Raw genomic sequence first — 23772 nt, 5'->3', positions numbered from 1 at the left:
TGAAACAATTTCAATCCACGCACCCGCGAGGGGTGCGACTTCAAATTTTTTTGAGAAATTTTTCAAAAGGCTTATTTCAATCCACGCACCCGCGAGGGGTGCGACAATACGCGCCCATGTAGAGAGAGGGGGAAAACATATTTCAATCCACGCACCCGCGAGGGGTGCGACTTAAATTCTTCCGTACATCGAAAGCAAGCAAGACATTTCAATCCACGCACCCGCGAGGGGTGCGACTGGGAAAAAACTTGTATGTAGACTTTGAGACCATCATTTCAATCCACGCACCCGCGAGGGGTGCGACCGAGGTGCAAAGCATCATAACGAGCGGCGACTTAGATTTCAATCCACGCGCCCGCGAGGGGTGCGACGTACCTAAAGCGTGGGCCGATGAAGCCAACGACAATTTCAATCCACGCACCCGCGAGGGGTGCGACACTGTCCCGGCTTGCCTCTACGCTGTGTTCTGTTTATTTCAATCCACGCACCCGCGAGGGGTGCGACACACCTACGGTCCGACGACGGCTGAGAGATTGCAAATTTCAATCCACGCACCCGCGAGGGGTGCGACTAAGGTTTTGGACCAAGGCCGCCGAGGTACTCTCCATTTCAATCCACGCACCCGCGAGGGGTGCGACCGGGTGCTGGATGTGCCGGGGATCTTGGACGTGGTATTTCAATCCACGCACCCGCGAGGGGTGCGACGCCCGTGGACTCTTGGCACTTGGGTCGGATGGAATGATTTCAATCCACGCACCCGCGAGGGGTGCGACGACCACCTCGAAGAAATCGGAGCGATCGAATACGACATTTCAATCCACGCACCCGCGAGGGGTGCGACCTACTGCCACCGCCAAGATATGCCCATAGAGTTGATTTCAATCCACGCACCCGCGAGGGGTGCGACGAAACCCGTTGTCAGGGTCTCGGCCCTGCGGATTATTTCAATCCACGCACCCGCGAGGGGTGCGACTTCATTGATACCGCCTTTCTGTTGTTCATGTTTCATATTTCAATCCACGCACCCGCGAGGGGTGCGACAGCACCGGCGGTGCAACTATTGTAAGTTCTGCTATTATTTCAATCCACGCACCCGCGAGGGGTGCGACCTACTGCCACCGCCAAGATATGCCCATAGAGTTGATTTCAATCCACGCACCCGCGAGGGGTGCGACGAAACCCGTTGTCAGGGTCTCGGCCCTGCGGATTATTTCAATCCACGCACCCGCGAGGGGTGCGACTTCATTGATACCGCCTTTCTGTTGTTCATGTTTCATATTTCAATCCACGCACCCGCGAGGGGTGCGACAGCACCGGCGGTGCAACTATTGTAAGTTCTGCTATTATTTCAATCCACGCACCCGCGAGGGGTGCGACCTACTGCCACCGCCAAGATATGCCCATAGAGTTGATTTCAATCCACGCACCCGCGAGGGGTGCGACGAAACCCGTTGTCAGGGTCTCGGCCCTGCGGATTATTTCAATCCACGCACCCGCGAGGGGTGCGACTTCATTGATACCGCCTTTCTGTTGTTCATGTTTCATATTTCAATCCACGCACCCGCGAGGGGTGCGACAGCACCGGCGGTGCAACTATTGTAAGTTCTGCTATTATTTCAATCCACGCACCCGCGAGGGGTGCGACTTGGCTTTCAGTGATACATCTTCATAAGTTTTATATTTCAATCCACGCACCCGCGAGGGGTGCGACACAGGCCCATGTGACGGTGGAGGTAGATATAGATATTTCAATCCACGCACCCGCGAGGGGTGCGACCCCAAGTGCGCCGGCTTAATCTCGTTAATGGCTTCATTTCAATCCACGCACCCGCGAGGGGTGCGACAAGTTTGTTCGCGTAAAAGTCGTAGGCGTACTCGCAATTTCAATCCACGCACCCGCGAGGGGTGCGACACGTGCACGGGCAGGTATATTGCTTTAAGGCCGGGATTTCAATCCACGCACCCGCGAGGGGTGCGACTAGAGATCACCGACGCAGACGTGGCCCGAATCATCATTTCAATCCACGCACCCGCGAGGGGTGCGACTCGATTCTTACCGAGTGCTCATGTCCCGGGATTTCATTTCAATCCACGCACCCGCGAGGGGTGCGACATTACGCCGAGTTTGTCGCCCTGCCGAAAAAGCCATTTCAATCCACGCACCCGCGAGGGGTGCGACGCACGCCTCTCCAATTCGGACGCCCGTCGCAAGTAATTTCAATCCACGCACCCGCGAGGGGTGCGACGCGGCGGCGGTGCTACTATTGTTAGTTCTGCAATTATTTCAATCCACGCACCCGCGAGGGGTGCGACTATTCTTTGTAGTGGGCCGCCGCCCCACATTTACAATTTCAATCCACGCACCCGCGAGGGGTGCGACGACCTAAAGAGATCAACATATTTGACGTCGGGCGGATTTCAATCCACGCACCCGCGAGGGGTGCGACCAAGGGGTGTAAACTAAAGATAGTTCAAGAAACGTATTTCAATCCACGCACCCGCGAGGGGTGCGACGCAGCAAGGCGTTTTCCCCTTCGGCGCAGCTATTATTTCAATCCACGCACCCGCGAGGGGTGCGACCCAACGTCAAAGAACGAAAATTTGTTCGTGGACTATTTCAATCCACGCACCCGCGAGGGGTGCGACAGCGCCTGGATCGCGCCCGAGAAAAGCGCATGGAGATTTCAATCCACGCACCCGCGAGGGGTGCGACATTATTAAAAAATACAGCGTCGAGCTAGTTAAAGAAATTTCAATCCACGCACCCGCGAGGGGTGCGACGGATATTATTGACAGACGTCTCAGAAGATTGGCGGTATTTCAATCCACGCACCCGCGAGGGGTGCGACTCCAAGGAAACGCTGATTGAACAGTTGCCTTTTGTGATTTCAATCCACGCACCCGCGAGGGGTGCGACATTATATGGTTTTATTTGGTCGTTATATAGATTCGATTTCAATCCACGCACCCGCGAGGGGTGCGACAATGGACGTACGACGACGAGGCCGTGATGGACGCTTTATTTCAATCCACGCACCCGCGAGGGGTGCGACACTTGTTAAGACTAACCGTAATGTGCTTTTCAGTATTTCAATCCACGCACCCGCGAGGGGTGCGACCAGAAGATGAAACAATTTGCTTTAAATTTAAATAAAATTTCAATCCACGCACCCGCGAGGGGTGCGACTGCCGCCCGATCAAGAGCAAAAGCATATATCATAATTTCAATCCACGCACCCGCGAGGGGTGCGACATCGGCAAGCCCTATGCCGAGTTTACAGAGGTGGAATTTCAATCCACGCACCCGCGAGGGGTGCGACATTGGCGTTAAGCATTAAATATTGGTCGGACATAATTTCAATCCACGCACCCGCGAGGGGTGCGACCCATACGGCGCAAAGTGCACAACGATTTTGAAAAAATTTCAATCCACGCACCCGCGAGGGGTGCGACCCAACGTCAAAGAACGAAAATTTGTTCGTGGACTATTTCAATCCACGCACCCGCGAGGGGTGCGACAGCGCCTGGATCGCGCCCGAGAAAAGCGCATGGAGATTTCAATCCACGCACCCGCGAGGGGTGCGACATTATTAAAAAATACAGCGTCGAGCTAGTTAAAGAAATTTCAATCCACGCACCCGCGAGGGGTGCGACGGATATTATTGACAGACGTCTCAGAAGATTGGCGGTATTTCAATCCACGCACCCGCGAGGGGTGCGACTCCAAGGAAACGCTGATTGAACAGTTGCCTTTTGTGATTTCAATCCACGCACCCGCGAGGGGTGCGACATTATATGGTTTTATTTGGTCGTTATATAGATTCGATTTCAATCCACGCACCCGCGAGGGGTGCGACAATGGACGTACGACGACGAGGCCGTGATGGACGCTTTATTTCAATCCACGCACCCGCGAGGGGTGCGACACTTGTTAAGACTAACCGTAATGTGCTTTTCAGTATTTCAATCCACGCACCCGCGAGGGGTGCGACCAGAAGATGAAACAATTTGCTTTAAATTTAAATAAAATTTCAATCCACGCACCCGCGAGGGGTGCGACTGCCGCCCGATCAAGAGCAAAAGCATATATCATAATTTCAATCCACGCACCCGCGAGGGGTGCGACATCGGCAAGCCCTATGCCGAGTTTACAGAGGTGGAATTTCAATCCACGCACCCGCGAGGGGTGCGACAATTGCTAAAAGGTGAGTTTGATATGTTGGCGAAGATTTCAATCCACGCACCCGCGAGGGGTGCGACTAACGACTAAAAATAAACTTGTCTTACGTCTTGGAATTTCAATCCACGCACCCGCGAGGGGTGCGACATACAAGGCCTATGCCGCGAACTGATGGAAGAGGAATTTCAATCCACGCACCCGCGAGGGGTGCGACAGAAGCAAGACTGGCCGCACGTCGTCAGGCAAGTGATTTCAATCCACGCACCCGCGAGGGGTGCGACTTAAGCTTCGGCGAATAAATCAACATATCTATCAAATTTCAATCCACGCACCCGCGAGGGGTGCGACGTATACGTCGGAAATTGAATTGAGGCGAAATGATATTTCAATCCACGCACCCGCGAGGGGTGCGACGGAAATTAAGGCGGCTTTTGATACTTTTGTTCAAATTTCAATCCACGCACCCGCGAGGGGTGCGACTTTAAATGACGGGTTTTCCGCCCGAAGCTGGATCATTTCAATCCACGCACCCGCGAGGGGTGCGACTCCACGACACCACCGGGCGAGGGTATTCCTTCGGATTTCAATCCACGCACCCGCGAGGGGTGCGACGATATATTGACCAAGCAGCGGCTGGCCATCGGTGAATTTCAATCCACGCACCCGCGAGGGGTGCGACAAATGGGGGTAGAGGATGACGAAGTTTAATCAGCGGATTTCAATCCACGCACCCGCGAGGGGTGCGACAAATCTGTGAGCATCTCATGAGACCCGGCACGAATATTTCAATCCACGCACCCGCGAGGGGTGCGACCCATGCGATACTTGCGTTTTTATTAAGAATCACCATTTCAATCCACGCACCCGCGAGGGGTGCGACATCCGTCTTATTTATTAAGCCGAGCATTTGCGTTATTTCAATCCACGCACCCGCGAGGGGTGCGACCTCCGGTTGGGGAAAGGGTGGCCGGGGAGAAGACATTTCAATCCACGCACCCGCGAGGGGTGCGACTTCTTGAAGCGCTTCGACGCATGGTTCTTAAAACTTATTTCAATCCACGCACCCGCGAGGGGTGCGACTTATGTTTTGATAAGAAAATTAATCTCTTAGAATACATTTCAATCCACGCACCCGCGAGGGGTGCGACTTATTGATGATATTCTCCATCTTGATCTTGAGTTGATTTCAATCCACGCACCCGCGAGGGGTGCGACTTTTTAATTCGAGGAGCTGGCAGAGTGATTTTGGCATTTCAATCCACGCACCCGCGAGGGGTGCGACACTTGAATTCCCTGATGTTTCTAAATGGTATCTGATTTCAATCCACGCACCCGCGAGGGGTGCGACCGATTTCATCGTCGAGCTGACGGGGATAACCAATATTTCAATCCACGCACCCGCGAGGGGTGCGACGCGGAGTATGCTCTCGTCGTGGACGAGGAGCAAGAATTTCAATCCACGCACCCGCGAGGGGTGCGACTAGAAAACTGTATCGACAAGCGACGGTCTGCAAAGATATTTCAATCCACGCACCCGCGAGGGGTGCGACTATTGATGATATTCTCCATCTTGATCTTGAGTTGATTTCAATCCACGCACCCGCGAGGGGTGCGACGTCTTATGTATGCTTTTTACTTTTTGCACTTATCCATTTCAATCCACGCACCCGCGAGGGGTGCGACTGTATTTTTAAGCCCTTTTGTGGGCTTTTTCCATACAGCTAAGTCATTTTTAAGCGTTTTGTCGCTTTTTTTCTCGCTTTTTTATGAGATAGCTCCGGGACTTTTCTGTGCAGCTCCCCTTCTCAAAGTATTAATAGATCCGATTCCGGGTTGTAGCTATCGTCCAAACCCATGGTTTCGATTCGACGTTCCCAATTTTTGCCCAAATTATAGATTCGGATGGAGTCTTTCTTCGGATCGATTATATCATTTAATTTGGCTTTTATGGTCACCAGTCCCGCGGGATCCAGATTTAGTTCAAAAACCGAGTTTTGTACCCGTTGGCCGTAATCCGTGCAGACTTTTGCCACTTGTCTTAGGCGCTTGCGTCCCTGTGGCGTCACGGTTTCCACATCATAGGTAAGTAGTATTTGCATTTATCCTCCCATCATAAAGGGCGGGTAGGCTTCTATATCGCCTCGCATGTAGGCATTTAACAGCTGTGCCTGCACATGAGGCAAAAGCCCCAGTTTGATTTTTTCGTCGATAAAGGGATGAACGATTTCTTCCTGTTCTTTTTTATTCCATTGTTCTAAAGCGATCTCCCGGCCTTTATCGTTTAAAAGGCAGGCGCCGTTTTCTTTTATTTCGAAATGACGCTTGTCGATGCGATTTAAATTGACCAGGGAAAGGCAGAATTTATCCACGAGGAAGGCGCGCATTTCCTCGATCAAATCCAATGCCATGCTCACTCGCCCCGGTCGATCTGTGTGAAAGAACCCGGCGTAGGAGTCGATGCCGACGCCTTCCAGTGCCGCCGCTGTTTCGTTTGCGAGGATGGCATAGAAGAAGGAAAGTAAGGCGTTGAATCGATCCATAGGCGGACGTTTACTTCGCTCGATAAAGTAAAAGTCTTCCCGCTGTTTCACGATGAGTTCGTCCAAGACGGAAAAGTAGAGGCGGGCGATGACCCCTTCCATGCCGCGAAGGCTGTCTTTGTCCTTGCAGGTCTTGATCTCTTCCATCCAGGTCTTCATGGAGTTGATGGCTTCCTGCACTCGAGCCGAATCCAGGGTTTCTTTGTGATCCAATCGCCCCCGGATCAATATTTTTCGCGAATTATAGGCTTTGGCATAGATCATGTTTCTCGCCACTTCAAGGGATTCTTCGGATTCCGCCAGGCGGTATTGCTTCTTTCGGGTGTAAATATTGCCGAAGGAGGCGCTCACGACCCGTCCGCAATACTTGCCATAAGGCGTAAAGAAGGTGATGGGCACATTTTCTTCCATGCAGAGTTTCATAAGGTCGGGGCTCGCGCCCATGTAGTTGAAGCAGACGATTTGACGCAAGATATGGATCGGAAAGCGCCCCACTCGCTTCCCTTCCAGAGTCACCGCCACATTGAGCCCTTCTTTGCGCAGGTAGTAGTCCGGATTGGTCACGTACAATACGTTCAGAAGTTTTTTCATAGTTCCGCCTCGTAAATGTATCGATGAACGTTCTTTCCCTTCTTGGTCAGCCGCGGGCGACAGGCATCGTAAAGGGAGCACAGAGTGCAGTTTTTAAAATATTCCGCCTTTGGAACGATGCGGGCGTCGTAGCATTCGTGCATGGCGCGGGCCGTTTCCACGACCAACGCTCGCAGCTCGGGAGTAAAATCGACTCTTTCCCGGGTGTCCGTCTCGTGGTAATAGATATAGCCGTAGTCCATGGACACATTCAGGGTTTCTTCGATACATATGGCCTGCGCCATAAGCTGAGCCTCGTCGTAATCGTCTTTTTTCTTTTTGCCCCGCTTGTACTCCACGACGGTGGGCACCCACATCCCTTTGCGTCCCTTTAAAGCGATGCCTTCTTCTCCCCGGCGAAATTCAATGGCGTCCAATCGCCCGGAAAGTCCAAGGGTCTTCGAGCTCACATCCATGGCTCTGGAGATAATCAGGTCTTTTCGCTTCTCTTTGATAAAAGGCTGATCGACTTTCTCGTGAATCAGCTGCCCCTGAGCCGTGTAGCTGTTTTCGCTCCACACCTGCTCCACGTGGATCAAGGCCCACTGGCGCTTGCAGAATAAAAAGTGTTGAATGCCGCTCAACATGAGAAAGTCGTCTTCCCCGATCATTTTAGAGCCCCTTTAAGTGTTCGACGCTCAATCCTTCCCCTTCATAGGCTTTTAATTTTTCTTCGTCCAATCGAAAGTGGTAGTCTTCGTAGCGGGGCTTCATGGTGCCTACGCTCAGCTCGTCGTGTAAAAGCAAATCTTTGATCTTGCCGCTGGAAATATCGCCGACTTTCGACGAATGGTTGAACCAGTAAATATCCTTCACTTCCATGGAACCGTCCGGCCGCGCCGCGGACACGTCGTTGACGAAAAGGGTGCGGATACATTCTTTCAGCACCTTTAAGTCTTCTTCGTCGAATCCGGTCTTTTCAGCCAGGTAGCAGTTCACGCTGCCGTTGACCACGTACACGCCCCAATCCACATAGTGCTTGCTCCCCATGGTGTCGGCGCTGCGGCTTTTGCCCGGCTTCGGCTCCATGCCGCTGACGCTTTTGGTGATCTGCATGGTGGTCGTTTCTACGGGATCCACGGATTTTCCTATGGAAATGCTGACGGGACCGCGAATTCCCAAGGCGCGTTTTTGATAGGTGAATACTTGGCCGAAGGAGCGAATGTCCATCCATTTTTCATTGGCCTGTTGTGCCGCATCCTCATCGGAAACTTCTTTGTCGAAGCTTGCATTAAAACGGCCTTCCAATGAATTGAATCCGTCGTCGCTTCGTTCCGCCGCCTTGACAAAAATATCGTGTCCCATATCCTGCATGCGGTTTCTGATTTTGCGCTTCAGGCATACATCGCTGATTTCACCGAAGCCCCTGCCGTCGATGCGAGGCATGTTTCCCGTCAAGGGGTCGCCGTTTGGATTGGCGCCTTCCACTTCAATGGTAAAGATAAAATCGACTTTATGATTAATCATGGTCTTCCTCCTTGGCTTCTTCCGTTTCTTTATTTCTCTTCGTAAAAATGTCCCGCATTTGCGCTTCGTAGCCGAAAATGAATCCGTAATCCAAAGGTCGGTTCACTTCCGCCGAATCCATGTCGTAATTATTGTGAAGCATATTGGTGACTTCGCTAATGTCACGACTCAGTTTAAAGTAAAGTCCGCGGTTTTGCTCGCTCGTTGCCATTTTCCGCTCATAGGGCTTTAGCAAGTTCCTCAAGCGCATCATCATGGTCGCCGGATGATTGGTGTAGCTGGTCCACATTTTTTCGGCATTGGTGCTTCGCTCTTCTTTTTCGCCGAATGTGCCGGCCTCCATGCGCTCAAACAAAGCCAGCAGGCGACCGAATAAGTACGATCGATCGGTGTTTTCTCGATTTAACATAGCGTCTTTAAACCCTCCTTTATCTTTTAACACGGCCAAGGCGCAAAACTTCACTTCCATCCACGTGTTATCGTAATTTTGACGATGGCGAATGTTCATGGTCAAGGCTTTTTCAAAGTTTTCGGGGATGTTTCGTCCTTCTACCAAGGCAGTTAAAATGTTTTGGTATTGATTTTTTAAGAAGTCCTTTTTAGATATTTCCAGAAAACCGTCGCGCTCCACACCGTAGGCGGCCAAGACCAGTCGCCTCGGGCTCGGCGTAAATACTTTGTCCCGATTCTCTTTGCTGTAGCCGCGCCAATGGTATTTCTCCTGCCACGCCACTAAATTTTCTTTTAAACGGGAGGCACTCAAAGTCCGGAAATATTTCGTCGCCACGCGGCCGTTGCTTATCTTGTCGAAAATGGCGATGTAATAAGTGGCGTCGTCGGAAAACAGTCGCTTGCCGTTGGTAAATGACTTGACGATGTTCTCCGTCATTTCGTCGGAAATAGCGGGCGCATCGCTCTTTTCTTTTTGCTCGGCCAGTAATTTTTCAAAAATTCCCGCCGGCATTTCCGCCGACTTCGACGGATCGAATGCCACTGCATTGGAAAGGTCGTCGGAAAACCAGCTCACCATATTGGCCTGCTCACCCAACCAACGCCGCGTCTCTTCGCCTGAAAGCAAATACTTAGCCATGAGGTGAATCTTTTGACTCGTCTCCATGCCGAGCTTGATGTTCTGATCCGCCATGGTAAAGCGGCCTCTCCAGTTTTCGTCATTGGCTGTAATTTGCGAGACCAAACGGGCCGTCCCCATGAGCGGTTGATGCTTGATACACAGGTAATCCTGCTTGCCGCTTAAGTTGCAAGTAATCTTTTCCTTCGAAGGATCATTGGCGTTTAGGTGTTCCACATAAGCCTTGTACCTCGCCTGTAGATCGCTATTTTCGCTGACGCTGATATTTTTCAGACCGTCGTAATTTTCAACGGAAAAGGTAAAAAACACTTTTTCGAAATCAATGGTGACCGCGTTCTTTTTTTGCTTTTCCGCCTCATCCTCTTCCGAGTCCTTCACCTTCTGCATAACGGCATCGAGAATACCCGGTTGGATTAAAAAATCGTGAATGATCCGCACAAAATCGTTGTCGTCGTAGGTCAACCAGTTTTCCATCTGTTCCATGTAAGCGGCGCTTCGCTTTCCTTCGTCTTGAATCACGTAGGAAGCGGAGTCCACTAAAGGGTGCGGTGCTACGCCACTGCTCCTTGCCACGGAATCTTCCGTGACGGGAAACTGAATCGTTTCTCCTTCCGGGAGTAAGTGCGCTTCCAGAAGCTTGCTATCTTTACTTAAGAGAAGCTCGATGATGTTTTTACCATTAGATTTCATGGAATTGTAGTACATGGGCAAGAGAATGTGACCGAAGTGATCCGGCTTTCCCACCATGTCGTGTTCTAAGGCGTAATCGTAGGAGTCCAGTAAAGCTGTCAATAAACTCATGTCTCACCTCCTTTAATAGTCTTCCAATTCTTCGTCTACGGTCTTTGTCAGCGTCGGCACCTTAAAGTCGTAATTTCGGACCTCCCGCAGAATGCCCTTGTCTTCCAGTGCCGCGTAGTCGATTCGACCGCGAACCATGTTGATGGGTGCGTAAACGGCTTGAAGCATATCTCCCGGTTCGGCGGGATAGATAAATTCGTTGAACATGAGCCCGAAGCCCAGGGTCTTGTCGTCGTAGTAACCCGGGTCGTTTTCGTATTGCTCTTCCGTCAGCTCATCGATATAGCCGGCGCACTCGCTGGTGCCGAGAAAGACCGGGCGTCTGCCGCCTCGCTTCAGGGAGCGTTCCGTAATGGCTTCGTGTTTATTATAGTTGCGATCGCCCTTTAAATCGTCTCGTGCGTCATTCCACTCGAAGTGAAATTTGATGTAGTAACACACATCTTGGAGATAGGTGTACGCACTCAGATCGCTATCGTAGTTTTTTAACAACAGCCGCGTGCCTTGGGTATAGGACTCGATCTTGTTCATAATGCGCACTTCGTCCACGACGTTTTTTAAAACGGGCTTAAAGTAATTGGCATCGACGATCCCCCGAAGCATTTCCCGCGTGGGGATGTCGTAAGTAAACTTTTCGCCACCTGATTTGCTTTCAGGGGATGTGATTAACGCTCGATCGCCATAGATTTTTGCGTAGAAAAACTTTGATTGATTCATAAGTCACCTCCTTTCAATTTCGTCATCTTGCATTAAGGTATCGATTCTATGGGGTCATTAGTGTCTTTTTTATTTCATCATAATTCCCCCCTCATATTCCAAATTTAATCCGAAGCGCTTGTCGTAAAATTCCTTAGGCAGCACCTGCACCATGCCGTCTAAAATCGACTCGCAAACATCTGCAGCTTTTTTCGATACGGGCACCGTGTGGCGAGCGAAGGAACGAATCAGGTAGCGGGCTTCTTTTAACGCCTGGGGATCGAAGCGCGCGGAGCTTAGCTCCATGTCCCGCAACCGATTGATGGCCGCTTCCGTTTGATCACATAAAACCACGGCCACTTCCTGTCGGTCGTCGATGAGCTGAAATTCTTCGTAAGCTTCTTTAAAGGATTGGAAGGAATTTAAGACCCGGCCGTCTTCCAGTAGCATACCGCCATTTAACGGCCTCGCGCCCGTGGATTTCAACAATATATCTTTCTTCGACGGATTCTTCGAAAGCAGATCGAAGACGGGAGACAGACCGTCCTCTTTTAAATTGGCATAGAGCTTTTCGAAGTAGGGAGAAATAAAGTCTTCAATGGCGATTTCTCCTTCTTCATTTCTTAATATCAAGCGGCTCGCCAGCTTTCTTTCACCCATGCCTTTCAGTGGCGCGATATTTTCTTCCCGGCGATCCATATTCACCACATAGGTATAGGCATCTTTGCGCTTGCCCTCCCGATTGCAGCGGCCCCTGGCCTGCACGATGGAGTCGATGCCCGTAAGGGAACGAACCACCAGAGCAAAGTCGGCGTCCACCCCCGCTTCGATGAGCTGGGTGCTCACGACGCAAATGGGATCGTCCGTCTCAAGGCGATGCTTTATCTCGGCGATTCGCGCCAGGCGATCCGCCGCCGTTAAGTTCGTCGTAAGATAGTAGAGATCCTTCTCCGGAACGAAATCGGCGAGGCGATCGTATAGCCCCCGCACCGCCGCCTTGGTATTTAAAATCACCAGCCGAGACTGCTCCTCTTTCGAAAGAACGAAAGCCGCCAAGTCGTCGAGGGACTGCTCCTCGTCGATTTTTCCTAAGAGAGCCACTTTCGCCCGCTCAAAACTTTTCTTATCTTCCTCCGTCACCGTCACCATGGCGGTATTTTTTTGATCTCCGTCGCCGTAATCCAGTCGATGTTTCAAGCTCGCGGAACCGTAGGTGGGCTGAGTCGCCGTAGACAAAACCACGGTGGTGTTCATGACCGTCTTCATGAAATTCAATGCAAGATTCATCATGTAGAGCACATCCGTCGGCAAGGACTGCAATTCGTCCAGTACGATGACGGCGTCTACGAAGGATTTAAAGCGGGTGATATTGGCGGATTTTCCCTTAAACAGCGTGTTGAAAAATTGCACCATGGTGGTAAGTACCACCGGCGAGGTCCAATCGCCCAGTAAAAATTGGCGCTGCACCGCAGCCATCGAGTCCTGCTTTTCGTCGGTCCCACCTCGGGAGGACTCCCCTCCTTCATCCTCCACCACATTGGAATGGTGCTCCAGCACCTGATCCTCATGACCAAGAATGCCTTTCATCGTCGCCGCATTTTGTTCCAAGATGGAAAGATAGGAGGTGATGTAGAAAAAGCGGCGCTTCTTTTTATATTTCATTTGGTTCACGCCGTAGCGCAGAGAAAGCAGGGTTTTGCCGGCGCCGGTAGGCAAATCCAAAGTATAGATCCCGCCGTCGTCGGTTTTCGACCGCACCAAAATAGCATCGGCAATGGCAGCCCGCCCCCGGCCGAGGGCGTCCTTCGGCGGGCCGTAGCCTGCGTAGGTGGCGAGCACCCGCTTTTCAAAATCGTCGACGAGAGCGCGCAGAGTCGCCTCGTCTTCCTCTTCGATGACGGTTTCATAGGAATTGATCGTATCTTTAATGTCGGCGGATTTTAAAATACTCACCACCAAGCGCATGAGCATGCCTTGATAGAAGCACATGGCTTCGTTCCGGTCGTCACTGGTACGCCGGGCGAGGACTTCCAGTTTTTCCGCGACTTTTATGTATTCATCAAAGCCTTCGACAAACAGCCGCTTTAAATCGACGCCCCTGCTTTGCCAGTGGGCTAAAAAGATCTCGAAATCGTCTTTAAATTCAGCCCCGGCTTTTTCTCTTTCCGCCCGTTCAAAGGACGTGTAGACGTAGCGATTGTCCTCGTTTTGCCGCACCATGTCGTAAGGGCCGTGATGGGACATAATGGCGTAGACCAGAAGATGAACGTAGTCGTTGAGGTAGATAAGGACATTGGCATCCTCGTTAATCTTCTCCAAAATAGGTGAAAATGCCTCGTCTCCATCGCCATCGAGACCATCATACACTTCGTCTAAAAAGCACAAAGTCAGCAGCCCGCCGTAAGTGGAATGATCCACGCGCTCATTGGAATCGGTCAAAATTTTCTGCTGAAAAGAGCTCTTTATTTTTCCGCAATCGTGTAGCAGCCCCACGTAAAAAAGCATTTTTTCCAGTGCCACGTCCTTGCCCATGGAGCTGCACTGGACTGACGTGTGGTACAAATGATCGTGAAGGGTCTGTTTTCTCGACCGATCCTTTTGGTCGATGTGGGCATATAGATCCTTAAACATAAGACCTCCTCGGAATTTTTCCTGCATTCAATATATACACCCAATTCCTATTTCCAAACATACATTCGTTTTATTTTTTTCAAAAAAAGAACCCCGAAAATTCAGGGTCCTTTCGCGCCTTTTAGGCTTTATTCTTTTTATTGTTCGTCCAGGGAGAAGATGCCTCTGTACTGTGCCGGCACCTTGTTTTGGTAGCCCCAGGAGCGATCGCCGTAGGAGTAGTGCCACCATTCCGAAGGAAGGTTACAGAAGCCCACGGAGGTCATGATGTGGTAGAGCAGGCGGCGATTGTTGCGGATGGTTTCTTCCTCATCGCCTTCTTCGTCTTCGAAGTAGGTGGTGCGGGTCTTGTCGGTAAAATCGTCGAAGCCCGTACCCATTTCCAAGAGCTCTCCTTTGGGATCGATGACGGTTAGGTCGATGGCGCCACCCGTGGTGTGATAGGGGGGCACGTCACGATTGGGGATGGGATTGGCCACATAGGCGCCGATGGCCGCTTCTCTTTCCGCTTCAGGCAGATCCTTCAGATTAAATTCTTCGATGATTTGTTCTCTATAGGCATAGTAGAGTTCTTCCTGAAGGGCGAAGGGGCGCCAGGCGTCCCACACGCAAAAGGCGTAGCCATCGGGCAAAAGGGCCGCCGCTTCTTGCAGCTTTTGTGCCGCTTCTTTGCGCAAGTAGCAGCGGGCTTCGCCGTTTTTAAAGCCCAGCTCCGGATATTGCATGGCGATTTTGATCTTTTCTCCCGCTTTTACTTCCACCAGGGGGGAATCGATAAAGTCTCTTTCCTCGTAAACCGGCGGATCGTCGATGACGGGGATTTTTTTATTGATCCATTTTTCCATTTTTTACCTCTTTCCTAAGCGCCCAGGATACTTCCGATAATAACACCGGCATAGGTTCCGATCACATAGCCCAAGGAGCCCACGAGCATGGTGGGGCCGACGAGGTCCGCCCAGCCTTGGGAGATGGCCATGCCGGCTGCCGTGGTCGGCCCGCCGATATTGGCGTTGGATGCCAGGATGCAGTCTTCCAAGTCAAATTTCAACAGTTTGCCGCCGAGGAAGCAGAAGATCATATTGACCAGTACCATAAGGGCGGTAAAGAGGAACAGGGCGGGCGCTTCGGTGATGATTTGCATGACGGAAGCGGGTACCCCGATGACGAAGAGGAAGAGATAGATAAAGTAGGTGCCGATTTCTTGGGCGCCGTTTAATTTTTGTACCTTGTCTTCCGCATAGGTGGCCACCAACATGGAGATGGTCGTAATCCAAACATATTCCGAGGAAAGGAAGGTGTTAAGCATGCCGAGAGCCGAGGAGCCCGTGGGAATAATGTGTCCCAGACCCGCGCCGATGAGCTTGGAGAAAAAGACCACGGATACGGAGTAGGCCAGGTTCATGGCAATGTCTTTCAGGGAAATGTCCTTGCGAGACCAGTAGGCCGAGGCCTGTGTTTGCGCATCGCCTAAACCTTGGGATTCCACCTTTTCAATATAGGGGTGGGGAAAATTTCTGCGGAATACGGCGAGGCCCGCAATGCTGATTAAGACGAAGAAGTAGATGGCCATCAAAAGGTTGTCGGCCACGGTGGTGGCGCCGATGGTTTGGGAAGGCACGTCGAATTGACCTGCCAAGGCGGCAAAGTTGACGCCCCCGCCGATATAAGAACCGGTCATCATGGCCGCCACGCCGGCGGCATCGGGTACCACATCTTTCAATAAGGTGAAGGCCAAGAGAGCCCCGACTACCGTTCCCACGGCGCCGATTAAAAAGACCACTAACATGCGGCCCGTTTCGCGCCAAATCTTGGTCATATTACATTGCAGGAGCAGGAGGGGGATCCCGAGGGGAACCGCATAGCCCCAAATAATATCATCGTAGAGGACGCTATTCGTAGGGAGAATGGCAAGATTGGAAAGAACCAGGGCGATGATCAGGGCGATGATCGCTCCCGAAATTTTAGAAGCCCAGTGGTATTTTTGTTCCAGAAAGATTGCCGCGCTGACGGACACGAGCAGAACAAATAGCAAAGACCAGGCATCTTCGGGAGATATCAGGCTCGCTCTGCCCAGAGTCGATTCAAAATAACTGCTAAACATAAGACGTTCTCCTTTTCTATTAGATTCAAAGGATTCGGTGTGAAAACAATGCATCTACACTTTATCTCTTTAAATAAGAATACCACTAGTGTAAGTTGTCGTCAATATACATAAACCTCCCGCAGACGGAATTTTTGTCCCGCCTCGGGAGGTCTTATTCGCAAAATTATATATCTTCCACATCCACGGCCCTGATGCCTTCTTCTTCCAGCATCCGGGCGAAGACGCCTTTTCCCTTCACTCGCCTGCCCGTGAAGGTGCCGTCGTAGATTTCATTGACGCCGCAAGAGGGGCTGCGGGACTGAAGGATCACGAGCTCCGCGCCGGCATCCTTCACTTTTTTCAGGGCCGCCCGGGCGCCTTTTCTGAATGCCTCGTCCACGGAGCGGCCGCTTTTCTGCCGCACCGCGCCGTCTACGATTTCGGCGGGATCCCGCGGCGTGGGTAGGCCGCCCATGACTTCCGGGCAAACGGGCACCACGGTGTGGCCCTTTAAAAATTCATGCAATGCTTCGGAATAATTGTTTCCGCCATTGTACTTGCAATTTTCGCCCAGCAAACAGGCGCTGACGGCGATGATCACAGGGCGCGTCCTTCCGCGATTTCAATTCCCTTATCTCTTAAATCCGCGATGTTTTTCTCGTGGTCTTTTTCGTCCACATAGGCGACGCCGGGCAGGTAGAGGGCGGCCTTGTGTCCCTTTTCCAGAAGGCCCAGCAAGGTTTCCCGAACGCAGTATTCGCTGGCGAAGCCCGCCACGTAAAGCTCCCCGTCCACGGCATCTTCCAGCACGTCGCCGGCATCGTTGGTGCCCTTGCAACCGGAGTATTCTTCCACATCGTCCCGCTTGCCCTTTTTAAAGACATTGGTGCCGTTCGGGCGGGCGTCTTCTCGGGAAAGCTTATAGAAGCCCTCGTAAAGACTGGCGCCCTCCGTATTTTCCACGCAGTGCACGGGCCAGATGCCGCCGTTTTTTTCAAAGCTTCCGTTGGCGGGGCCGTGCCAGTCCGCCGTGTAAACCACCTTCATCTCAGGATCGGATTCCACCAGCTCCACTAAATGCGCGAGGGCCTCGTCGCTCCCCTTGCAGGCCAGAGAGCCCGAAATAAAATCCACCTGTGCGTCTACGATAATCAATGTTTTCATGCTTCGTCCCCTTTACATATTGTCCTTCACGGCCACGGCCACCATTTTCGCCTTGGCACGGACTTCTCCCGCCGCTTCCATTTCCATGGCCACGACCACCTTCCGCTCGCCGATTTCCTCCGCCGTGGCGCGAATGGTGACGGGGCTTTCCATAGGCACGGGCTTTTTAAAGTCGATCTCCAAATGCGCCGTAATGAAGCGGCCGATGACCGTGTCTTTCGTGAGCTCCAGCCCCTTGTCACGATGCTTAAAGTACGCCGCCGATGCCGTGCCGTGGCAGTCGAAGAGCATGGCGATCATGCCGCCGAAAAGATTTTGGGGCACGCCGCCGGTGTATGCCTTATCCGGCGTCAAGGTGCAGATGCACTCCTCCCCCGCGGGATAAGATTTCAAGTGCAGACCTGCGTCGTTTTTCGGGCCGCAACCCCAGCAGTGTTGAAACCGCTCGCCGTAAGTATCCTGAATGGCCAATTTATTCATATTTACGCTCCTTCACTTCGCAATTTTTTGCCTTATCTATTGTTTTTTACCCCTTCGCCGAAGGTTCCATCGCTTTTCCGGCCAAATAAAAGAGGGGCGCGGCGGCCAGCTGAGCCGCCACGGAAACGGCGATCATCAGCTCCAGGTTCACGTCGTAGAGGCTGCCTAAGAGCCAGCTGCCCATAAACCAAAAGATCCCAAAGGAACATTCAAAGAGGCCGTAGCCCGTGGCCCGGGCGGACTTGTCCACCATGGTGGCCACGGCGGCCTTCAGCACCGATTCTTGGGCCCCCATGCCCACGCCCCAAAGGGCGACGCCGATTAAAAGCACGGGCAGGCTGTTCGCGTAGAAGACGAGGACGGCGAAGGGCGACGCCGCCACCGTGGCGACCACCAAGGCCCCCACGCCCCTCTTGTCGAAGAGACTCCCGAAGACGAGGGCCGATACGGCATCCACCAGCATGGCTCCGGCGTAAATGAGGGGCAGGGTGCCCGTGGTCATGGCGCCGCCGTAAAGGCCCATGTGCTTCGTCACGTGCATCAGAATCAAAGCGTAGTCCATAAAGCCGAAAGCGAAAAGGCTGATCCCCGCCATGTAAATTTTAAAGGAGCGCTTCATCTTTATGGGCTCGTAAACCGTCTTGCCCCCTTCGAATTCTTCCGGATTGGGGAATTTGCGCTTCGTGGCAAAAAGCAAAATCAAGGTCACGGCGCCGGGCACGGCCAAAACGGCGAAGGCCGCGGAATAAAGCCGGGCCCGGGGCATGTCCGACCTCGCGCTCATGACGGCAAAGAGCAGCACCGGCCCCAGGAAGGCCCCGATTTGATCCAGCGCCTCCTGAATGGCGAAGCTCTTCCCCGCCCCTTCACGACTCGCGGCAAAAGACATGATCGTATCCTTCGCCGGCTTTTTAATGGCCTTGCCCATGCGCTGCACGATGAGTAGCGCCGATGCCGCCACCCAGCCGTGCTCGCCGACGAGGGCCAGGGCGGGCACCGCGAGAATGTCCAGCACATAGCCGATCATCACCATGGGCCAATACTTCCCCGTCCTGTCCGTAAGGGCGCCGAAGACGTAGCGCATGGCATAGCCCACCAGCTCGCCCAGGCCCGACACGAAGCCGATGGTGGCCGCCGACGCCCCGAGAAACGAGAGATAGGCCCCCCGCATACTGGCGGCGCCCTCGTGTGTCATGTCCGAAAACAAACTGACCATGCCGAACATCAAAATGAACACCATGGCCGGCGAAAGCCTGCGACTTTTTTTCAAAATAAACCCTTCCTTCTCTGATCTTTCATCTATCATAGAACAAGGCCCCGGGAGGAACAAGGGTGTGCCCCGGGATTTTACATTTCCCCGGGATTCTCCTATAATCGAAAGGGGGTTCTTATGACACATTTACTACTCGGCATCAACATTATCTTTCCCATATTCTTCGTCCTTTTCGCAGGCTACGCGGCCAAAGAAAAGGGCTTTTTAGACGACGCCTTCGTGAAAAAGGCCACCTGGCTCGTCTTCTACATCGCCCTGCCCTTCAAACTCTTTAACGACATGCGCACGGCGGACATCCACACCCTGCACCTGCCCTATGTGATCTACATCCTCTCGGGGATCTGCATCATCTTTTTCGGCACCTGGTTTTTCGCCCGCTTCTTTATTAAAGACCGCAAAAAGCTTTCCGCCTTCGTCCACTGCGCCTACCGCTCCAATTTCGTCTACGTGGGCTTTCCCATTCTGGATGCCCTCTTCGGTACCCCGTCGGCGGAGCACGTGATGATCGTCACCGCCTTCGGCCTCACCCTCTACAATATTTTGGCCATCTTCATCCTTACATACTACGGCGAAGATAACAGCACCCGCATCGATCCTGTGGCCATCGCCATTAAGGTGCTGAAAAATCCCATGATCGTCGGCATCCTGGCGGGCCTCGCCTTTCATTTCCTATGCGTCCCCGTCTATGGCGGCATCACCGACGGTATGGAGCTCCTCGCCCGCCTCTCCACGCCCCTGTCCCTTATCCTCATCGGCGCCAGCCTGGACTTTTCGTCACTGAAGGACGACCTGCCCCTGATCCTTTCCGCCGCCTGCATTAAAAACATCGTCGTGCCCCTTCTCCTCATCCCTCTCGGCATGGCCATGGGCATGGGCAAGGTGGAGCTGGGCATCGCCTACGTCTTTTGGGCCACGCCCTGTGCAGTGAACTGCTTTATCTTTACGCGGGAAATGGGCTCGGACTACCGCCTGGCATCGAAGATCATTACGGCGAGCTTCCTTCTCGCCATCCTCACCTACCCCGTGGGCATAGGCTGGATGAAAGCCACGGGACTGCTGTAAAAATTGCACACAAAAAGGCCCCTCCTACTAGAGTGACCCCATAAAGTTGGACTTAATCGAGTAAGCATTTCGCTTGCTCGATTTTGTTTTACATAGCATTCCTTCTATGCTGCGTTCATTCGTTCACGGTATTGCTTCGGACTCATGCCTCCTAACTTTTCTTTGATTCGATCGTTGTTGTAGTAGCGTATAAAGTGTTCGATGGCCCGCACAAGTTCTTGCCGGCTTCGGTAGACGTAGCCGTCGTAGATTTCTCTTTTCAGCACACTGAAGAAGTTTTCCATGGGTGCGTTGTCGTAGCAGTTGCCTTTTCTGGACATGCTTTGGAAGATGTGATGTTTTTTCAGCATGGCTTGATAGGCGGTCATTTGGTATCCCCAACCGCGATCGGAGTGGAAGGTGCGCCGGTAGGGACAGCCGTTGGTTCGCTCGATGGCTTCTTCTAAGCCTCGTAGCATGGTGACGCCGTTGGGTTGGTCGGAGAGGACGTAGCTGATGATTTCCAGATTGTACATGTCCATGTACGGATCGAGGTAGAGTTTCTTTGTTTGAAGTTTCCCAGTTTGATCTTCGATGTAGTATTTGAATTCCGTGGTGTCGGTAGTAATTTTTTGGTAGGGGATACAGGTGTTGAATCGGCGGTTGATTCGATTTTTCTTGATTTTCCCGACGACGCCTTTGTACGAGTTGTACTTCTTGTACTTTCTGCCATAGGCGCGGACTTGAAGGCCCATGTCTTGAATCAGTCGCTGAACTTTCTTTTTGTTCACCACCCACTCCCGATTCTTCAGCTCCAGATGGATCCTTCGGTAGCCATAGTCTTTGTGTTCGCGCCGGATGGCCAAGATTTCATCTTTTAACGCTTGGTCCTTGTCTTCTTCGCTCCATTTTTTTTGCCAATACATGAAGGTGGATTTTGGGAAGTTGATGGCGGCAAGAATCTTTTTTAGTTGGAATTGTTCTCGGAGTTTGGCGACGATCCTCGCCTTTTGTTCATTGCTTCTTCCCTCGCCAAACTCCTTAGCTCCTCCAGGTATAGCTTTTGAATGGTGAGTATTTCATTCTCCGCTTCTAATTCTTTGATGCGATTTTCCAATGCCTCCCGTGTAGATACATCAAGGGGCTCCTTCTTAGTTGCAGACTTCGGTGGTTGATTGCAGGCGTCTTTCTTCGTCACAGGTCTCCCTCGCTTATGTGATTGCAGCCCCTCAATACCATCCTCTCGATACTGACTGCGCCATTTGGCGATGATGGACGGATTCGTCAAACCGAGTTCAAGGGCCAGTTGTTGGTAGCTGCATTCGCTCGTTTCGTAGCGTGTAATGGCTTCTAACTTAAACTCTACACTGTACTCACGTTTATTTCTAGAGCGCATTAAGCCTTCATCGCCAAAATGTTTGTAATTGTTGACCCAGCGTTCAATTTGTGAGACGCCTATTTGGTATTTCTTAGCCAGGATTTTATGACCTGCGTGTCCATTCAAATATTCCTCAATAATTTCCCTCTTCAATTCATAACTGTATTTTGCCATTAAAAAACCCCCAAAGGTTGGATTTCTTGGTCCAACTTTTGGGGGTCAGTGCATACGAAGGGCCTTCTTTTTTTACGCCAGAGCTGCCAGTTCTTCTTCCACGGCATCTTCCGTTTCCGCCATGGCTTCCATGGTGCGGGTAAGGAGGGTGTCCATATCCCAGTCGAGCATGGCGGCGCCTCGCTCGACGATGTCGCGGTTGACGCCGGCGGCAAATTTCTTGTCCTTGTATTTTTTCTTCAGGCTTTTGAGCTTCATGTCCTGTACCGAACCCGAGGGCCGCATGAGAGAGTAGGCGTAGATGAGGCCGGTAAGCTCGTCGGTGGCGTAAAGCACCTTCTCCATCATGTGCTCCGGCTCCACGTCGCAACAGATCTCCCAGCCGTGGCTTGCGACGGCGTGTGTGAGCTCGTCGGGGGCGTCGATTTCCGCCAAAAGCTCCGGCGCCTTCAGGCAGTGCTCGTCCGGATACTTTTCCCAGTCCACGTCGTGCAGGAGCCCGACTAATCCCCAAAAGTCCGCCTCGTCTTCAAAGCCGAGATCCCGGGCGAAGTGCGCCATAACGTGTTTCACCGTCATGGCGTGGCGCAGGTGAAAGCGGTCGGAATTGTATTTCAACAGTAAATCCAATGCGTCTTTTTCATTTATCGTGTTCATACTCTTCCTCCTTTTTCCTTATTATACCCACGGGAGGGTTTTGCAAATAAAAAAGACCACATACAAGCGTATGCGGTCTTTTAAAGTCATTTTATTCTTTTCGAAAAGAGAGCTTCTCTTTATTTCTAGAATACACCTTGTGCCATCATGGCATCTGCCAAGCGAACGAAGCCGGCAATGTTGGCGCCTGCTACCAGGTTGTAGCCTAAGCCGTATTTTTCAGCTGCTTCGACGGACATCTTGTAGATGTTGTCCATGATCATGTGAAGTTGTTTGTCAACTTCTTCTGCGGGCCAGCTCAAGCGAGCGCTGTTTTGGCTCATTTCGAGAGCGGAGCCTGCAACGCCGCCGGCGTTAACTGCCTTGGAGGGAGCAACGACCTTGACGTTTTCGATGAGGTAGTTCAAAGCTTCGTTGGTGGTAGGCATGTTAGCTACTTCGATGTAGTATTCTACGCCCTTTTCAACCATGGCTTTTGCTTCTTCGATGGTGATTTCGTTTTGGTAAGCAGCCGGCATAGCGATGTCGTAGTCTGCGTTGATCCAGGGTTTTTCACCGGGGAAGAAGTCTACGCCGAATTTGTCTGCGTAGTCTTGAACCTTGTCGCGGCCGGAAGCACGCATTTCGAGCATGTATTCAACCTTTTCTTCGGTGTTGATACCGTCTTTGTCGTAGATGTATCCGTCGGGACCGGCGATGGTAACAACTTTACCGCCGAGTTGTTGAACCTTCTTGCAGATACCCCAAGCAACGTTACCGAAACCGGAAACGGCGATCTTCTTGTCTTTGATGTCTTCGCCGAAGTGTTCCAATACGTTTAAGAGGTAGTAAACTGCGCCGTAGCCGGTAGCTTCGGGACGTACGCGGGATCCGCCGAAGCTGAAGCCCTTGCCGGTGAAGGTGCCGTTTTCGAATTTAGCTTTTAAGTGGCGATATTGACCATACATAAAGCCGACTTCTCTTGCGCCTACGCCCATGTCACCTGCGGGAACGTCGGTGTCGGGCCCGATGTAGTGGTAAAGGGTGCTGATAAAGGATTGGCAGAAACGCATGATTTCGTCGTCGCTCTTTCCGCGGGGGTCGAAGTCACTGCCGCCCTTGCCGCCGCCGATGGGGAGGCCGGTCATGGAGTTCTTGAAGCATTGTTCGAAACCGAGGAATTTAATAACGGATTGGTTTACGGTGGGGTGGAAGCGAATGCCGCCCTTGTACGGCCCGAGGGCTCCGTTAAATTGTACACGGTAACCAATGTTGGTGTGGAATTGACCTTCGTCATCTTGCCATACGACGCGGAAGCTGAATAAACGTTCCGGTTCAACCATGCGGCCCAACAGGTCGACGTGTTCATATTCCGGATGTTGGTCGATAACCGGTTTTAAAGAACTTAAGACTTCTTCAACGGTTTGGCAAAATTCCGGTTCGCTGGCGTGTCTTTCTTTTACGCTTTCGATTACACTTTCAAGATAGCTCATACAATATTCCTCCTT

General features: G+C 52.0%; 17 protein-coding genes and 1 CRISPR repeat array (1 of these 18 only partly in view). Of the genes, 1 reads left to right on the top strand and 16 read right to left on the bottom strand.

Going from position 1 to position 23772, the window contains the following annotated elements; all coding sequences use genetic code 11:
- A CRISPR array of direct repeats spans positions 1 to 5863; the repeat unit is 32 nt; unit sequence ATTTCAATCCACGCACCCGCGAGGGGTGCGAC; it reaches 1531 nt to the left of the window's first position.
- Positions 5864 to 5985: 122 nt separating this feature from the next.
- The 13 genes from cas2 to BQ7397_RS02710 form a co-directional block, all read right to left on the bottom strand.
- Positions 5986 to 6279 (bottom strand): CRISPR-associated endonuclease Cas2, encoded by a 294-nt coding sequence (gene cas2, locus BQ7397_RS02770; protein WP_077074660.1) that lies wholly within the window; start codon positions 6277 to 6279, stop codon positions 5986 to 5988.
- A complete protein-coding gene (gene cas1c / locus BQ7397_RS02765) occupies positions 6280 to 7311 on the bottom strand; it encodes a type I-C CRISPR-associated endonuclease Cas1c (protein ID WP_077074659.1) in 1032 nt (343 codons plus the stop codon).
- Positions 7308 to 7961, bottom strand: coding sequence for a CRISPR-associated protein Cas4 (gene cas4, locus BQ7397_RS02760; protein ID WP_077074658.1), 654 nt, complete (start codon positions 7959 to 7961; stop codon positions 7308 to 7310). The genes cas1c and cas4 overlap by 4 nt, the downstream gene beginning before the upstream one ends.
- 1 nt (position 7962) lies before the next feature.
- A complete protein-coding gene (cas7c, locus tag BQ7397_RS02755; RefSeq protein WP_077074657.1) occupies positions 7963 to 8817 on the bottom strand; it encodes a type I-C CRISPR-associated protein Cas7/Csd2 in 855 nt (284 codons plus the stop codon).
- Positions 8810 to 10708 carry a type I-C CRISPR-associated protein Cas8c/Csd1 gene (gene cas8c / locus BQ7397_RS02750; RefSeq protein ID WP_077074656.1) on the bottom strand — a complete coding sequence of 633 codons (1899 nt, stop codon included), beginning with the start codon at positions 10706 to 10708 and terminating at the stop codon, positions 8810 to 8812. Before cas8c ends, cas7c begins: the two co-directional genes overlap by 8 nt.
- 12 nt (positions 10709 to 10720) lie before the next feature.
- Positions 10721 to 11425: a type I-C CRISPR-associated protein Cas5c gene (gene cas5c, locus BQ7397_RS02745; protein WP_077074655.1), complete on the bottom strand. Its 705-nt coding sequence runs from the start codon at positions 11423 to 11425 to the stop codon at positions 10721 to 10723.
- A 69-nt stretch (positions 11426 to 11494) separates the two neighbouring features.
- The gene (locus BQ7397_RS02740; RefSeq protein WP_077074654.1) at positions 11495 to 14035 is read right to left on the bottom strand and encodes a CRISPR-associated helicase/endonuclease Cas3; all 2541 of its coding nucleotides are present in this window, start codon (positions 14033 to 14035) and stop codon (positions 11495 to 11497) included.
- A 137-nt stretch (positions 14036 to 14172) separates the two neighbouring features.
- Positions 14173 to 14880 carry a M15 family metallopeptidase gene (locus tag BQ7397_RS02735; protein WP_077074653.1) on the bottom strand — a complete coding sequence of 236 codons (708 nt, stop codon included), beginning with the start codon at positions 14878 to 14880 and terminating at the stop codon, positions 14173 to 14175.
- Positions 14881 to 14894: 14 nt separating this feature from the next.
- Positions 14895 to 16136 (bottom strand): DUF819 family protein, encoded by a 1242-nt coding sequence (locus BQ7397_RS02730; RefSeq protein WP_077074652.1) that lies wholly within the window; start codon positions 16134 to 16136, stop codon positions 14895 to 14897.
- Positions 16137 to 16302: 166 nt separating this feature from the next.
- Positions 16303 to 16719 carry a 2-thiouracil desulfurase family protein gene (locus tag BQ7397_RS02725; RefSeq protein ID WP_077074651.1) on the bottom strand — a complete coding sequence of 139 codons (417 nt, stop codon included), beginning with the start codon at positions 16717 to 16719 and terminating at the stop codon, positions 16303 to 16305.
- Positions 16716 to 17282, bottom strand: coding sequence for an isochorismatase family protein (locus BQ7397_RS02720; protein WP_077074650.1), 567 nt, complete (start codon positions 17280 to 17282; stop codon positions 16716 to 16718). The genes BQ7397_RS02725 and BQ7397_RS02720 overlap by 4 nt, the downstream gene beginning before the upstream one ends.
- Before the next feature lie 12 nt (positions 17283 to 17294).
- A complete protein-coding gene (locus BQ7397_RS02715) occupies positions 17295 to 17762 on the bottom strand; it encodes a PaaI family thioesterase (RefSeq protein WP_077074649.1) in 468 nt (155 codons plus the stop codon).
- Positions 17763 to 17808: 46 nt separating this feature from the next.
- Positions 17809 to 19032, bottom strand: coding sequence for an MFS transporter (locus BQ7397_RS02710; RefSeq protein ID WP_083703390.1), 1224 nt, complete (start codon positions 19030 to 19032; stop codon positions 17809 to 17811).
- A 120-nt stretch (positions 19033 to 19152) separates the two neighbouring features.
- On the opposite strand from BQ7397_RS02710, the gene BQ7397_RS02705 reads away from it, so the two are divergent.
- Positions 19153 to 20097, top strand: coding sequence for an AEC family transporter (locus BQ7397_RS02705; protein WP_077074647.1), 945 nt, complete (start codon positions 19153 to 19155; stop codon positions 20095 to 20097).
- 104 nt (positions 20098 to 20201) lie between these two features.
- Here the strand turns inward: BQ7397_RS02705 and BQ7397_RS08970 are convergent.
- The 3 genes from BQ7397_RS08970 to gdhA all read right to left on the bottom strand — a co-directional run bounded on the left by BQ7397_RS08970 (position 20202) and on the right by gdhA (position 23757).
- Positions 20202 to 21628, bottom strand: a protein-coding gene (locus BQ7397_RS08970) for an IS3 family transposase (protein WP_417874995.1) whose coding sequence is annotated in 2 segments (ribosomal slippage) — positions 20202 to 21058 and positions 21058 to 21628 — 1428 coding nt in all. Because the reading frame shifts where the segments join, the coding sequence is not laid out codon by codon here.
- A gap of 72 nt (positions 21629 to 21700) precedes the next feature.
- Positions 21701 to 22285, bottom strand: coding sequence for a hydrolase (locus tag BQ7397_RS02690; protein WP_077074646.1), 585 nt, complete (start codon positions 22283 to 22285; stop codon positions 21701 to 21703).
- Between the two features lie 125 nt (positions 22286 to 22410).
- Entirely contained in the window at positions 22411 to 23757 is a 1347-nt protein-coding gene (gene gdhA, locus BQ7397_RS02685; RefSeq protein ID WP_077074645.1) for an NADP-specific glutamate dehydrogenase, read from the bottom strand.
- Between the last annotated feature and the right edge of the window lie 15 nt (positions 23758 to 23772).

This window comes from Aedoeadaptatus urinae (assembly GCF_900155585.1).
Classification (GTDB): Bacteria; Bacillota; Clostridia; order Tissierellales; family Peptoniphilaceae; genus Aedoeadaptatus; species Aedoeadaptatus urinae.
This window is presented reverse-complemented; position numbering and strand designations above follow the sequence as displayed.